The 15,005-nt window shown below is 54.9% G+C and carries 13 protein-coding genes; 3 read left to right on the top strand and 10 right to left on the bottom strand.

The window, feature by feature from the left end:
* Positions 1 to 231: 231 nt before the first annotated feature.
* Positions 232 to 906: a hypothetical protein gene (locus MHI42_RS22290; protein ID WP_171720743.1), complete on the top strand. Its 675-nt coding sequence runs from the start codon at positions 232 to 234 to the stop codon at positions 904 to 906.
* Positions 907 to 1,015: 109 nt separating this feature from the next.
* Positions 1,016 to 1,513 carry a GNAT family protein gene (locus MHI42_RS22285; RefSeq protein ID WP_171720744.1) on the top strand — a complete coding sequence of 166 codons (498 nt, stop codon included), beginning with the start codon at positions 1,016 to 1,018 and terminating at the stop codon, positions 1,511 to 1,513.
* A 138-nt stretch (positions 1,514 to 1,651) separates the two neighbouring features.
* Here MHI42_RS22285 and MHI42_RS22280 read toward each other — a convergent pair whose 3' ends face one another.
* The 4 genes from MHI42_RS22280 to MHI42_RS22265 are packed head-to-tail and all read right to left on the bottom strand — an operon-like array spanning position 1,652 to position 6,027.
* Complete coding sequence (locus MHI42_RS22280; RefSeq protein ID WP_042140327.1) at positions 1,652 to 1,891, bottom strand: hypothetical protein; 240 nt, start codon at positions 1,889 to 1,891, stop codon at positions 1,652 to 1,654.
* A 1-nt stretch (position 1,892) separates the two neighbouring features.
* The gene (gene hydA, locus MHI42_RS22275; protein ID WP_342420695.1) at positions 1,893 to 3,320 is read right to left on the bottom strand and encodes a dihydropyrimidinase; all 1,428 of its coding nucleotides are present in this window, start codon (positions 3,318 to 3,320) and stop codon (positions 1,893 to 1,895) included.
* Between the two features lies 1 nt (position 3,321).
* Entirely contained in the window at positions 3,322 to 4,611 is a 1,290-nt protein-coding gene (preA, locus tag MHI42_RS22270) for an NAD-dependent dihydropyrimidine dehydrogenase subunit PreA (protein WP_342420694.1), read from the bottom strand.
* Positions 4,612 to 4,638: 27 nt separating this feature from the next.
* The gene (locus MHI42_RS22265) at positions 4,639 to 6,027 is read right to left on the bottom strand and encodes an NAD(P)-dependent oxidoreductase (RefSeq protein WP_342420693.1); all 1,389 of its coding nucleotides are present in this window, start codon (positions 6,025 to 6,027) and stop codon (positions 4,639 to 4,641) included.
* 334 nt (positions 6,028 to 6,361) lie between these two features.
* On the opposite strand from MHI42_RS22265, the gene MHI42_RS22260 reads away from it, so the two are divergent.
* Entirely contained in the window at positions 6,362 to 8,050 is a 1,689-nt protein-coding gene (locus MHI42_RS22260) for a PucR family transcriptional regulator ligand-binding domain-containing protein (RefSeq protein WP_171720752.1), read from the top strand.
* Here the strand turns inward: MHI42_RS22260 and MHI42_RS22255 are convergent.
* The 6 genes from MHI42_RS22255 to MHI42_RS22230 form a co-directional block, all read right to left on the bottom strand.
* Entirely contained in the window at positions 8,016 to 9,410 is a 1,395-nt protein-coding gene (locus MHI42_RS22255; protein WP_342424785.1) for an aspartate aminotransferase family protein, read from the bottom strand. The two genes, MHI42_RS22260 and MHI42_RS22255, sit on opposite strands and share 35 nt — an antisense overlap.
* 20 nt (positions 9,411 to 9,430) lie before the next feature.
* Positions 9,431 to 10,894, bottom strand: coding sequence for a CoA-acylating methylmalonate-semialdehyde dehydrogenase (locus MHI42_RS22250; protein WP_342420692.1), 1,464 nt, complete (start codon positions 10,892 to 10,894; stop codon positions 9,431 to 9,433).
* A gap of 147 nt (positions 10,895 to 11,041) precedes the next feature.
* On the bottom strand, positions 11,042 to 12,145 hold the full coding sequence (locus MHI42_RS22245) for an ABC transporter substrate-binding protein (protein WP_342420691.1): 1,104 nt from the start codon (positions 12,143 to 12,145) through the stop codon (positions 11,042 to 11,044).
* A 185-nt stretch (positions 12,146 to 12,330) separates the two neighbouring features.
* On the bottom strand, positions 12,331 to 13,230 hold the full coding sequence (locus tag MHI42_RS22240) for an ABC transporter permease (protein WP_342420690.1): 900 nt from the start codon (positions 13,228 to 13,230) through the stop codon (positions 12,331 to 12,333).
* Positions 13,230 to 14,042 (bottom strand): ABC transporter permease, encoded by an 813-nt coding sequence (locus MHI42_RS22235; RefSeq protein WP_171720757.1) that lies wholly within the window; start codon positions 14,040 to 14,042, stop codon positions 13,230 to 13,232. The genes MHI42_RS22240 and MHI42_RS22235 overlap by 1 nt, the downstream gene beginning before the upstream one ends.
* Positions 14,043 to 14,044: 2 nt before the next feature.
* A complete protein-coding gene (locus tag MHI42_RS22230) occupies positions 14,045 to 14,827 on the bottom strand; it encodes an ABC transporter ATP-binding protein (protein ID WP_039305637.1) in 783 nt (260 codons plus the stop codon).
* Positions 14,828 to 15,005: the final 178 nt, after the last annotated feature.

Below are 15,005 nucleotides of genomic sequence, written 5' to 3'. Positions count from 1 at the left end.
ATGCTGAAGTATGTTCCATAGATAAAAGCACACTAAAAAGCAGCTCCGGCTTCCTTCCTCCTGCCCGGGCTGCTTTTTAGCGCAAATATGTATATTTTGTGCTCATCTATTCGATATTTTATGTCATAGTTCGACGTTTATCAGCGTTTTATCAGTGACAATTGTTACCATTGTTCTTACACAGGTTGATTCAGGCACAGGATGCATGATTAGAGCTACGGAGGTTGAAGAATGAATACATGGACCGGATTCAAAAAAGTTGTCAAAACTACTCGATTGCTGCCGCTTATGATGTCGATGATTCGTGAGGTTACTGTAGATAATACGGCTCCTGCGATGTCCGTAGAAGTTACCACGGATAAAAGCGCCTATTTACCCGGTGATGAAGTAACCGTGCAAGTCCTTTTGCGGGATTTCGCTCCCAATGATCATGGCTACAGCTATTTCAATTTCATTGTGCAATATGACAGTCAGGTATTCGACAACGCTGAATACACACAGCAGTCTGTCTATACGGATGCAAGCTATACTCCCGGCGATGAAGTGAATAATATCTTTCAGTTCAATTTCCAGAACCCGGTTGACGGGAGCATCTATCTCGGAATGAACACCACTATGCGCGGAATCGATATTCAGGTCGAAGCGGCCAATAAACTAAGCTGCATTCCGGCTGTAGACCAGACGCTGGTAACCTTCAAGCTGCGGGTCAGAGAACAGACGCTTGCATCCTCCTCGACCATCAGCCTTGCTAATGAATTCACCAGAATCCGAACCTCCGAAGCAGGCAACAGCTTTTATCTATACTCGCCCGATGTTACCGAGATCACTCCCGCCCCTGTTGAAATTACCCGCTCTCCGTCCGTATCTGTCTTCTCATCCCCGGAGTCAACCAACCGTCTGGCGTAGCGGAGTCCCCCTCAAATCCAGATTCAGCTTCATATACACTGCAGATTGGCAGCCGTCTCTCCTTCCTGTACTATAGCTGTATACATACTCAGGAAGCAGGTGGATTGTTATGCTGCATTCAGACCTTATAGATTTACGGGCAACAACCCTGGAAGATCTCGACTTTGTCCTGGATGCCGAAAGGGCTGAGCCGAACCGCCGGTTCATCGGCCAGTGGAGCAGGGATCAGCACACAGCAGCTTTGGATGATGGAGATATTATGCACCTGATTGTTCAGGACCGCGCCGGGGAACGGGCCGGCTACGTAATCCTTACGGGAATTCACGACCGTAACCTCACGGTCTGTATCAAGCGGATTGTCATTCAGACCAAGGGCTGCGGCTATGGAACAATGACGCTGAAGCTGCTGAGCGACTGGGTCTTCACCCGTACAGATACTCACCGGCTATGGCTGGACGTCAAAGATTATAACTCCAGAGCACAGCATGTGTATGAAGGGGCCGGCTTTAAACTGGAAGGCACCTTGCGCGAGTGTGTACGGACTGAGGAAGGCTTCGAATCGCTGCAGGTCATGTCTATCCTGCGGCATGAATACAGATACGAATAGTTACAGCAGAACAGCCGGTCATCCCATGTTCAGGAGTGATCCGGCTGTCTTGATTTTAGAATGCCGGAACTACCGCCACGATAATATTGGCAAAAAGCCGCGATCCTAAGATCGCAGCCCTCTATCCGTATTGCTGATTTACGTATGGGTTTCAATCGGAGCCGCCGGCTTGCTGCCGCCAAAGATCAGCGTCGTCACATGCTTGCGCGCATCTGCTGTAAGCAGCAGCAGCTCTACCGGTTCTCCGGCCGGCTCCCTGCGGATAAATCGGACCTTCGCCCCGTCCAGATCCTCGAAGATGCCGGTAACCGTATATCCCTGCAGCAGGAGGCTGTCAATCGCCTGCCGCTCTTGGTCGAACTCGTCGAATGCCGACATCTCAGATCACTCCTCCGCTGATTTCCGCCTGGGCCGGACGGGGCGCTTCCGCCTCGAAACGCTTGCGGTGCAAATATTTGCCCGCACCAGCTATACCGACGAACGCCTTGTCGCGGATAACGAATTCTCCGCGGCTGAGCACAGACACCGGCTCCCCCTTAACCTGCATACCTTCAAAAGCATTATAATCCACATTCATATGATGAGTCTCAGCGGAAAGCGTTCTTTCTACAACAGGATCGAAGATGACGATATCTGCGTCACTGCCTACAGCGATTGTGCCTTTTTGCGGGAACAGGCCGAACAGCTTGGCACTGGAGGTGGAGATAATATCCACGAACTTGTTAAGTGAAATGCGGCCCTTCTGCACACCTTCAGAGTAGAGTACGCTGAACCGGTCTTCGATGGTTGGCCCGCCGTTCGGAATCTTCGAGAAATCACCCAGCCCCAGATCCTTCTGTCCCTTGAAGTTAAAAGAGCACTGATCAGAACCTATCGTCTGCAGCGTGCCGCTCCACAGCGCATCCCATAATACGTCCTGATTCCACTGCTCGCGCAGCGGAGGAGACCAGACATACTTCGCACCCTCGAAGTCCGGCTTCTCAAGCGCTGACTGGTCCAGCACCAGATACTGCGGGCAGGTCTCACCGTAGACGCGCAGCCCTTTCTTGCGGGCTTCCGCGATCTTCCAGGCGGCTTCGGCGCAGGTCACATGCACTACATAGAGCTGCGAATCCGTCAGCCCGGTTAAATACGCCGCCCGGCCGGTGGCCTCGCCCTCCAGCTCGGGAGGACGGGTCAGCGCGTGATAGATCGGATCGGTGTTGCCGGCAGCCAGCGCCTGATCCACCAGATACTCGATCACATCGCCGTTCTCGGCATGCACCATAACGAGTGCGCCTTCACGCTTGGCCGCCTGCAGCGTCTTGTACAGCACACCGTCATCAGCCTGGAAGGTGTTCTTGTAGGCCATGAACACCTTCAGCGAAGTGATACCTTCCTTCTCAATAATCTGCGGCAGCTCGCCAAGCACCTTGTCATTCAGCTCCGACACCATGAGGTGGAAGCTGTAGTCAATAACTGCCTTATCCTGCGACTTGTCATGCCAGGTATCTACCGCCTGCTGCAGCGGCTGGCCCTTGGTGGTCAGGCAGAAGTCGATAACCGTTGTGGTTCCGCCATAGGCGGCGGCCATCGTGCCGGTCTCAAAATCGTCAGCAGTGACGGTACCGCCAAAAGGCATATCCAGATGCGTATGCGGGTCAATCCCCCCCGGAAATACGTAACAGCCGGAAGCGTCGACAATCTCGGCTCCCGGCGCTTCAAGGTTCAGGCCAATTCCGGTGATGATCCCATCTTCAATCAGGACATCCCCTGTATAAGTATCCGCTGCTGTGACGATAATGCCGTTCTTGATGATCTTCTTCATCTTAACCCACCTCCACTTCCGAATAAGAACCGTTTAATCCGCTAATGACCTGATTACGCTGATTCCAGGTCATCGGGGCAACTCCGCTATCCAGTGCAACCATATCAATCGCACCGTCTGCCGGGCAGACGATGGAACATAAATTACAGCCTACGCAGTCTTCCTCACGCACCTGCAGAATCGCCTTGCCTTCAGCATTCGTAAGCATGTCGATACATTGATGCGAAGCGTCCTCGCAGGCGATATGGCATTTATTGCAGTTGATGCAGTTATCCTCGTTAATCCGCGCAACCACTTTATAGTTGAGGTCGAGATCGCCCCAGTTGGAATACTTGGGCACCGACTTGCCGACCAGCTCCATCACTGAAGCCAGGCCCTTCTCATCCAGGTAATTATTCAGGCCGTCGATCATCTCCTCCACAATCCGGAAGCCATGATGCATAACCGCCGTACAGACCTGAATGCCGGTGGAGCCCATCAGCATGAACTCTACGACATCCTGCCAGGTGGAGATGCCGCCGATTCCGGAAATCGGAACACCGACTGCGCGGTCACGCGCACATTCCGCCACCATGCTGAGGGCAATCGGCTTCACTGCCGGACCGCAGTAGCCGCCGTGCGCACCCTGGCCGCCGACATTCGGGATCGTGTTCCAGCTGTGAATATCCACCCCGGCCAGGCTGTTGATCGTATTGATCAGGCTGATCGCATCCGCGCCGCCTTTGACGGCATGCCGGGCTACGACCGTAATGTCGGTGATATTCGGCGTCAGCTTCACAATGACCGGTGTTGTCGCCACTTCCTTGACCCAGGTGGTCTGCGCCTGCACCAGATCGGGCTGCTGGCCGGAAGCTGCGCCCATTCCGCGCTCGGCCATCCCGTGCGGACAGCCGAAGTTGAGTTCAAGGCCGTCTACGCCGACCGCTTCGACGCGCTTGACGATTTCATGCCATTTCTCCTGCTTGGGCTCAACCATCAGCGAAGCGATAATCGTATTGTTCGGGAATCTCTTCTTCGTCTCATAGATTTCCTTGAGGTTAACCTCCAGCGGACGGTCGGTAATGAGCTCGATATTGTTGAAGCCCGCTACACGCTGCCCGCCAAAATGAACGGCGGCAAACCGCGAGGAGGTGTTAATGACCGGCTCGCCCAGCGTTTTCCACACCGCGCCGCCCCAGCCTGCTTCGAATGCGCGCTGCACCTGATAACCTGTATTGGTAGGCGGCGCAGAGGCCAGCCAGAACGGATTCGGTGACTTGATTCCTGCAAAATCAATACTGAGATCTGCCATTGATATTCCCTCCCTGTCTTATGAAATCTATACCGCAGAGCCAACCACACTGTCCTGATGGCCCGACATTTGCTTCACAATCGCATAGGCGGCATCCTTGCCCTGCTGGGCGGCGGAGACAACCATCGCTTCACCTGCACCGGAGCCGAAGACGATATCACCGGCAGCATAGATCTGCGGATCAGAGGTACGCCCGGTTGCCCCGTCAATCTTCACTACACCCCGGTGATGCTCCAGGCCCAGCGCTTCAATGAGGTCAATCCGCCGCTTCTGCCCGATCGCCACTACGACCGCGTCCACGGGCAGGATGAATTCGGAGCCCTCCACCGGCATCGGAGTAAGGCGGCCGTCCGGACCGGTCTCGCCCGTCAGCTTCATCTGCACGCATTCCAGCCCGGTTACATTACCAAGCTCGTCCCCGACAATCCGCTTCGGCAGGGTCAGCCAGCTGAACTCCACGCCTTCCTGCTTGGCGAATTCATATTCGAAGTCATAGGCCGTCATCTCCGTACGGGTCCGGCGGTAGACCATCTTCACGTTCGCTGCGCCAAGCCGCACAGAGCAGGTAGCCGCATCGATCGCCGTGTTGCCTGCGCCAATGACAGCAACGCGCCGGCCCATCAGCTCCAGGGTAGGAATCCCGGTCTTCGTGGTTTCCACCAGCTCTATTGCATCATAGACACCGGATAGCTTCTCGCCCTCGATGCCCAGCGGAGGGACATAGCCCATGCCTGCAGCCAGCACAATAGCGTCATACCCGGCCTTCAGCTCTTCAACAGAGATATCCACTCCGACCTTCATTCCGGTGCGGATCTCTACACCCAGCTTCTCTACCTGCTCTACTTCCCACAGGGAGATAGACTGCGGCAGCCGGAAAGATACGATCCCATGCGTATCGAGGCCTCCTGCCAGCTGCTTCGCTTCATAGATCACCACCTGGAAGCCTTCCCGCGCCAGCTCTCTGGCTGCAGACAGCCCTGCCGGTCCTCCGCCGATCACGGCGGCTTTTTTACCGTTGGGGACACCTGCCTTGAATAATTGAACTCCGCTGCTGATCGCCCAGTCAGTAGCGTAACGCTGCAGCAGGCCAATCTGAATCGGCGCCGAAGCGTCATTCAGGACACAGGCGCCTTCGCACAGCTCTTCGGTAGGGCATACGCGGGCGCAGCTGGCGCCTACCGGGTTGGAATCCATAATCGTCTGCGCCGAACCCTTCAGGTTATCGGTGGCGATTCTTTTGATGAAGGAAGGGATATTAATGCTGGTCGGACAGGCCTTGATACAAGGGGCATCATAACAATACAGACAGCGGTTGGATTCCTCGATTGCACCTTTGCGGGTAAGTCCCGGCTCAGCCTCGGCAAAATTGCGCATGAACATATCAGGTGTGAACGTTAACGGTGAAGCCTGCTCCATCGGTTATCCCTCCTTCTGTATGATAGCTTCCGCTTTCGAATCAGGTTTGTGTTATATAATATAACATTATTACGATGATTGCCTTAATATTTTACTTACTTATCAGGATTATTGTAGTAAAATGAACTCTAAGCCAACATCAACACCGATTCATATTCAATATTGAGTCATATTTCCTGACATTCTATATTCAAACTATAGTCAATTCGATTTTTCGTTACATTAGACACATTGTCTAATTTCAAAAGTCTATTTTTTACCTGTGAGAATGTGCTGAGAATGGAGAAGCCGCGCAGGCGGGCTGCAAGGCATACGTTCAACGAGGGGGAAGCTTATGGATTGGGAACTTGTATTTACGATCCGCGATGCACTGAAGAGACCGCTGTTTGCGGAAGCCGAGCTGATTGGAGGAAGAAACGGCCTGAACCGGGCGGTCCGCTGGGTGCATGTGCTGGAGAGCGCAAGCTTCGACAGCCTGATTCACGGAGAAGAGATGATTCTGACCACCGGGATGAGTGCAAGCACTGATTTAGCCGCTTCTTTATCTTTTATGCAGAATTTGATCGATAAGAACGCCGCCTGTTTGTGCATTGAGCTTGGAGCGTATTTCAGCTCGATTCCGCAGGAAATGATTGATCTGGCCAACCATCACGACTTCCCGCTGATACAGTTTACCCGCACTGTACGTTTTGTCGATATCACACTCGATCTGCATTCCCTCATCATCAACCGCCATCACCGCATGCTGCAGGAGTTGGAGAGCATCTCCCGCGAATTTCACCGTCTGACGCTGACCTCCCAGGGGACCCTTAAGGTATTACAGTTACTATGCAAAAGCACCCGCACACAGATTGTCTATATGCAGCTTCAGGGTAAACCCCTGTTCTTCCCGGCCCTGCCGCCCGAGGAGCAGCAGCCGCTGCTGAGTTTCTTCGAGGCCTTCAGTGAAGAAATGGAGGGCGTTCAACCGGATGCCGCACCGCATATCCGTGAGTATGGCCATAAGACCATTGCCCTGAAGCCAGTCGGAGCCTTGGACCAGACCTGGGCCTATATCCTGATGGTCTGCAATCACAAGCCGCAGGAATTCGACTGCCTGCTGCTGGATTCCGCCTCCCTGTCAATCGCCCAGGAGCTGCTGCGCACGCGGTATATGGAGGAACGCAAGCTTTTCTCCGAGAATCTGTGGGTGGATGAGCTCGTTAGCGGCCGCGGCCAGGAGGATAACCGGATCAAAGGGCTGGTCGGACCCGACTTCAACGTGGTTAACGAGCTGCCGTACCGCGTATGCCTGATCGAGATTGAGAACCCGCGTGACGTCAAATGGAACAGCTCGGAGAATGACTGGGAATCGATCACCTTCCATCTCTCGCTCATTCTGCGCTCGATCTTCGAGAAGTACTCCCTGCGCCCGCTGATTACGCTGAAGAATAACCGGCTGACTGTCATTGCGCTGGATATCCAGTCCAAGCTGCCCGGCAAGCTGCGTCTGCAGCAGGCGCTCGATTCCCTGCAGCATATCCGCTCGGATGAGAAGCTGAAGGACCTGCAGCTCGTTACCGGAGTCAGCAAGTCCCACAGAGGTCTGAAACATGCCCATGCCGGATACCAGGAAGCCGTACAAGCGCTGTCTCTCTATTCTTGTTACCAGAAGTCCATTCTGTTCTATGAAGAGCTTGGCGTCTTCCAGCTGCTGCTGAGCCTGAACGACGGCAAGACGCTGGAGAATTTCATCCGCAGCTATCTCGGCCCGCTGATCGACCACGATGAGGCCAAGGGCAGCGAGCTGATGCTGACACTGCGCGTCTACCTCGACCATGACGGCTCGAAGCAGATTGCCGCGCGGAATCTGTTCATTGTACGGCAATCTCTCTACTACCGGCTGGACAAAATCACCGAGCTGCTCGGCGAGGACTTCATGCTTCCGGAGAACCGGATCTCCATTCAGGTGGCCCTGCGGGCTTACCAGTTCCTGTACCCGGAGAAGTTCAGTCTGCCCAGCTCCCGTTCAGCACAGCTTTGAAGGTGTCGACAATGAACTGAATGTCCTCATCGGTAGAGGATAAAGGAGGAGCGAACGTGAGGACATTATTGAAGCCCGCCACCGTATCCCCGTTCTTGCCGATGATCAGCCCCTTGGATTTGCATTCCGCGATAATACCCTTGACGATGCTGAGGTCAGCAGGCTGTTTGGTGGCTTTATCCGCTACCAGCTCGATGCCAATCACCAGCCCGAAGCTGCGGATATCGCCTACCAGTTTGTGATCCAGAAGACTAGCAAATTCATCGGCCAGCCGCTTGCCCAGAATGGCGGCGCGCTCCACCAGATTCTCCTGCTCCAGAATCTCCAGGTTGCGCAGCGCGAGCGCACAGGCAGCCGGATTGCCGCCGAAGGTATTCACATGGCGGAAGTGCCCATAGTCGTCGCTGTTATCCTTGAAGGCCTCATAGATCTCCTTGCGTACCGCTGTGGCCGACAAAGGCAGGTAGGCACTCGTCAGCCCCTTAGCCATCGTGACAATATCCGGCTTGATTCCAAAGTTGTGGTGGCCGAACTTACGGCCGGACCGTCCGAAGCCGCAGATCACCTCATCGATGATCAGCAGCACGCCGTGGGTGTTGCAAATCTCCTGCACCCGGTCCAGGTAGACCTGATGCGGCACAATGACGCCGCCGCCGGTAATGACCGGCTCCATAATCACCGCCGCGACCGACTCCACACCCTCCCAGATGATCATGTCCTCAATAGCCTGCGCACACTGGAGGTTAAACGCTTCTTCCGTCATGCCTTCAGGACGGCGGTAGCTGTCAGGCGGAGCCACATGCAGGAATCCGCCGCCCAGCGGTTCATATTTGTATTTGCGCTGCGCCTGGCCGGTCGCCGACAGGGAGCCCATCGAGCTTCCGTGATATCCGCGGTAGCGGGCAATGAATTTATGGCGGTAATGCTGGCCGGTCTGCTGCTGGTACTGGCGGGCGATTTTGAAGGCGGCTTCATTGGCTTCCGAGCCGCTGTTGGAGAAGAAGATGACATAATCGTCCTCCAGCCATTCGTTCAGCTTCTCCGCCAGGGCAATCGCCGGCATATGACTCTGTGTCAGCGGGAAATAAGGCAGGGTAAGCAGCTGATTGTACGCCGCTTCCGCCAGCTCCTTGCGCCCGTATCCAACATTCACACACCATAGCCCGGACATCCCGTCCAGAAATTTGTTGCCATCAATATCGGTAACCCATGAACCGCTTGCGGATGCGGCTATCATTGGCGGGTTCTTCTCACTGTAAGGTGTAATATTATGCCATAAATACTGCTGATCCTTCTTGAGCAACTGCTCGCTTTCTTTGCCCAGGCTCTGCACGGCACTCTCTCCTCTCGGAAATCCCATTTGATATTTCAACTAATCAACTAATAACGCGCAGTGACCATTTTCTTGCGGGTGTAGAATTCAACACCGTCGCGGCCATTGGCATGCAGATCGCCATAGAACGACTTCTTATAGCCCGAGAACGGGAAGAATGCCATCGGGGCCGGTACGCCCAGATTAACCCCCAGCATCCCGGCATCGATCTCTTCGCGGAATTCGCGGATCGCCTTGGCGCTGTCGGTATAGATACAGGCCCCATTGGCAAAAGGCGACTCATTCGTGACGGCTATCGCCTCGGCCAAATCCTTAACACGCACTACAGACAGCAGGGGCGCGAAGATTTCATCACGCCAGATCGTCATGCCCGTCTGCACATGGTCAAAGATCGTCGGGCCGATGAAATAGCCGCTGCCAGCAGCAGCCGCATCCTTCCGACCGTCCCGCACCAGTTCAGCCTTCTCGGCAAGCCCTGTCTCGATGTAGGCAATCGTCCGGTCCTTGTTCGACTGCCGGATGACCGGCCCCAGGAACACGCCGTCTTCCTTGCCGTCCCCGATCTTCAGTCCGTCGGCCGCCTCCTTCAGACGGTTCACCAGTTCGTCCGCGATTGTCTCATGCACCGCGACCACCGAGCAGGCCATACAGCGCTCACCAGCCGAGCCGAAGGCTGCGGAAATGATATTCTTCACCGCATTGTCCAGATCCGCATCGGGCAGCACAATCGAATGATTCTTGGCTCCGGCCAGCGCCTGTACCCGCTTGCCGTGCGCCGTACCCTGCTTATATACATATTCCGCCACCGGCTGTGAGCCGACGAAGGAAATTGCCTTCACCTCTTCATGCTCCAGCAGACCATTCACCACCTCATGCGCTCCATGCACGACATTCAGCACACCCGGAGGGAAGCCCGACTCTGCGAACAGCTCCGCCAGCCGGTTCACCAGCAGCGGTGTACGCTCGGAGGGCTTCAGCACAAAGGTATTGCCGCAGGCAATCGCCAGCGGAAACATCCAGCAGGGCACCATCATCGGGAAGTTGAAGGGGGCGATGCCGCCGATTACCCCCAGCGGGTAGCGGTACATCCCGGACTCCACGCCCGTGGCGATATCCGGCAGCTGGCTGCCCATCATCAGTGTGGGAATGCCTGCGGCAAATTCCACGCATTCGATGCCGCGCTGCACCTCGCCCAGCGCTTCCTCCAGGCTTTTGCCGTTCTCCAGCGTGATCAGCTCCGCCAGCTCATTCCAGTGCCGCACCAGCAGCTGCTGGTACTGGAAGAAATAGCGCGCCCGGCGCGGTACAGCTACTCTTTTCCACGATGCATAGGCCTCTGAAGCTGCCTGTACGGCAACGTTCAGCTCAGCACGGCTGGAGATCGGCACATAAGCAATCACTTCGCCCGTTGCCGGATTGAATACCTCCTCTTCCTGCCCGGATGAGGATTCCACCCAAGCCCCATTCACATAGTTCTTCACTTTACCGGCCTGCCCCACGAGCAGAGACATAGTCTGCACCTCTTTCCATATTCTGGGCTGTTTATTATAATAGATGACCGCCGTGCCCGGGCGGCCATCTATTAAAGCTATATAAGCTGAACTTAAGAATGATGCCCTGCTGATTCTCAAACTCACTATATATAGGAAGGAAGTTGGTTATTTTGCCGCCATCTCGACAATTTCGTTCGTATAGGCTGCATTCACATCAGATGCCGTCTTGATGACACCGAACTTGAGCGCAATATCAGCTGTCTGCTGGAATGCCGCCGCATCCGTATAACCCATCTTGGAAGCATCGAAGCCCTCCGGCTGAATCAGCTTGGCAACTTCAGTCATCATCGTCAGCTGATGCTCGCGGGACGTGCTGCCTTCTTCCGCAAGCTTCATTACACTGTCAACAGCCGCTTCAGGATCGGCAATCGCATCTGCCCAGCCTTTGAGGGAAGCACGGACGAATTTGGCTGCCGTTTCCTTATTGGCATCCAGCCACTCCTTGTTGGCGAACAGGTTGTCTTCGAGCATCGCCACACCCTCGTCATTCATGTCGATTACGCTCAGATCCTCTGCCTTGATCCCCGATTCCAGCACCACCTGATATTCGTTGTAGGTCATAGCTGAAGCTGCATCAATCTCACCGCCGAGGAACTGGTCCATGGTGAAGCCCTGCTTGGTGAAGTTCAGATCCTTGTTAGAATCCAGTTTGTATTTATCAAAGAGGGCCAGAATTTCGAACTCGTTACCGCCCATCCAGTTGCCGACCTTCTTACCCTTCAGGTCAGCCGGTGTAGCGATACCCGCATCCTTCTTGGATACCAGCACCAGACCGCTCTTCTGGAAGATCTGGGCGATCTGCACCAGCGGCATTTCCTGCTCCTGGCTGGTCAGCAGACTCGCTACCCAGTCTACGCCGATATCCGCCGAACCGCCGGCCACCTGCTGCTCCGGCACGATATCCGGACCGCCGGGCAGAATCTCAACATTCAGCCCTTCTTCGGCATAGTAACCTTTGTCCTGGGCTAAGAAGTAGCCGGCGAACTGCGCCTGCGGAACCCACTTGAGCTGCAGCTTCACGGTAACCGGATCAGCCGCCGGTTCTGTGGTTGCCGCCGCTTCCGGTGAAGCCGCAGCCGTATTGCCCGCTGTCGCCTCTGCCGCAGGAGCATTATTGTTGTTGCCGCCGCAGCCTGCCAGCAGTGAAATCATCATAATAACCGCCGCCATCATTAACCCGCCACGAAATTTGCTTTTTTTACCATTCATCTCAGCAACTCCCCCTACCAAATTGAGTTTTGTAATCCGGCCAAACACAGCATGGTTGCCATCGTGATGCTCTATGCATACGGTCATGCGTTGACAGCTTCTCTATATCCCGTCAGCGCAGAAGCCGGATGTAACAGGTACAGGGTGTTACAGGGTGTTACAGGGTGCTACAAGCATTACAGTTGTTACGCACGCTGGGAGGGATGCCACTTGATGAATGCCTTCTCCAGCCGTTCAACAACCAGGTAAAAGATGACTCCGGCAATGGCTGCCAGCACAATGCAGGACCAGCCCAGCGGCATTTTGGCCACCTTGATGGAGTTGGAGAGCAGATAGCCGAGTCCCCGCGAGGAGAAGAAGAACTCCCCGACAATGGCTCCGATCATACTCGCCGTAGCGTTGATCTTCAGCGCGGTGAATACATAGGGCAGGCTGTTCTGAATCCGCAGATAGCGGAATACTGCCGGTTTGCCCGCTGCATAGGAATGCATCAGATCAAGGGCCAGCGGATCAACAGCCGCCATGCCCTTGTAGGCATTGATGGCCATGGCCGCCATCGTGGTCGCGGTAACAATAGCGGCCCGCGACCCGATGCCGTCACCGAACCACAGGTTCATGATCGGGGCAAGCGCCACGATCGGCACGGCATTCAGCGCAGCAACCATTGTCAGGCTGCCCCCGCCCCAGCGGGGCCAGGCCGTTGCGGCCAGTGCAATGAGGAAGCCGCAGGCTGAACCGATCAGCATGCCAAGGACGGCTTCAGTGAGGGTATATCCGGTGTAAGAGAGCAGCAGGCTGAAGTTGTCCCGCATAGCTTCCGCTATGGCCGAGGGCAGCGGCAGCTGATATTTCTTCAAATCGAAGATTCGGTGAAACACTTGATATTCCCACAACACCAGGAATATCACCCCGGCCAGGAGGGGAAGGATGATTCCGGGATTCAGCCGCCGCAAGGGACGGCGGGGATTCTTTTGCCTCCCTGGTTCTGATGAAATTCCGTTGTTAGATGCCGGGATTGAAGCAGGACCCGCCTCCGCTCCGGCAGAAGTAATGAATGGGATATCGCCTACAGAATTGCTTGCCATCAGCGGTTCCCTCCTTTGGGACGGAATTCCGGCTGCCAAGGCGCCACCAGACGTTCGGCCAGGCTCATCAGCCAGTAGCTTGCCATGCCGAGCAGGGCGCCGACCAGTACGGTGGACCAGAACATATACGTATGGGAAGGGCCATAGTAGAGATTGCGGAGCATAATTACACCGATGCCATGCTGCGCACCCATCAGCTCAACGAGAATAGCGCCCGTTACAGCCAGCGGTGCAGCAATCTTCAGGCCGCTGAACAGACCCGGCAGCGCTGCGGGGAAACGCAGCTTCCAATAGACTGCCCAAGGCTTAGCGGCATAGGAATGCATCAGCTCCAGTGCAGATAGATCCACACTGCGCAGTCCGCGCAGCATATTAAGTGCCACCGGGAAAAAGGTGATATATCCGGATATAATAATCCGCGACACCTGCTCATCGCGTACAATACCATAGATAATCGGCGCCAGGCCAAGGATTGGAATCATCTGCGAAGCAATGGCATAGGGGAAGGCAAGCTGTTCTATTGTCTTCGACAGGCTCATCAGCACTGCCAGAATGACCCCGGCCAGCGCTCCGATCAGAAATCCGACACCGGCGTTGCCGAAGGTGGCTCCGCCCTCTTTCAGGAGCGTCCCGCTATACTTCCAGAGGGTTGCCGCCACTTCATGGACATAAGGCAGCTTGGACTGGGCCAGCGGCGTCTTCGCTACGTTCAGCAGCCACCATGAGACAGCCTCCCAGACCACCAGCAAACCAAAGATCCAGACGAACAGCGGCAGCACGCGCTCCCGCATAAACGCACTGTTCTGCTTCATGCCTACACCCCTTCAAAGCTGTCGCGGATGCGGGCGATCAGTTCAAAAAACTCAGGACTGTTTCTCATCTCCGCCGTCCGCGGGCGCGGCAGCGGAATATCAACAATCGCAGACAATCTTCCCGGATGCGGGGATAGCACGAATACTCTGTCTGACAGGAAGATGGATTCAGGGATGCTGTGAGTGACGAATACAATCGTGCTCTGGACCTTGCTCCAGACGGAGAGAAGCTCTTCATTCAGGCGTTCGCGGGTAAATTCGTCCAGCGCAGAGAAGGGTTCATCCATGAGCAGAATTTCCGGCTCCATCGAGAGCGCTCTGGCGATGGCTACGCGCTGCTGCATCCCTCCGCTCAGCTGCCAGGGATATTTATCAGCAAACCCCTGCAATCCCACGAGATCCAGCAGTTCCAGCGCTTTATCCTCGCGGACCGATTTCTTAACGCCCATCAGCTCCAGCGGCAGCGTAATATTATGTTTGACCTTCCGCCAGTCATACAGCACCGGACTCTGAAAAACAATCCCATACTTTTGTGCCAGCCGCGCTTCCTTCGCCGTCTTTCCGGCCACCATGATATTTCCAGCTGTTGGTGTTATAAGATCTGCCATCAGTCTCAGCAGTGTGGTTTTACCGCATCCGGAAGGTCCCAGCAGGGACACGAACTCTCCTTTGGCAATATCAAGGCTTACCTGATGCAGCGCAAGCACGTCAGCCGTTTCCGTCTTATAACGCATCTCAACGCTCTCCAGCTGTATTTCAGGAATTTTCGTCGCTACTAATGACATTTCCAGCTCCCCCTTCATCCCTGAATCTATTATATGTTAAATAACATAACACATATGTTGTGAAAAAACGCCTTTTTCTTGTTACATGTTCGATTAACTAACATCTTACACTTTGCTCTGCAGACCCACATTAGACAAATCGTAAAATGGACGCTGAGAAATTCCGTCATTTTGTCCA

Origin of the sequence: Paenibacillus sp. FSL E2-0178 (genome assembly GCF_038593005.1) — a bacterium.
Classification (GTDB): Bacteria; Bacillota; Bacilli; order Paenibacillales; family Paenibacillaceae; genus Paenibacillus_AQ; species Paenibacillus_AQ phytohabitans.
This window is presented reverse-complemented; position numbering and strand designations above follow the sequence as displayed.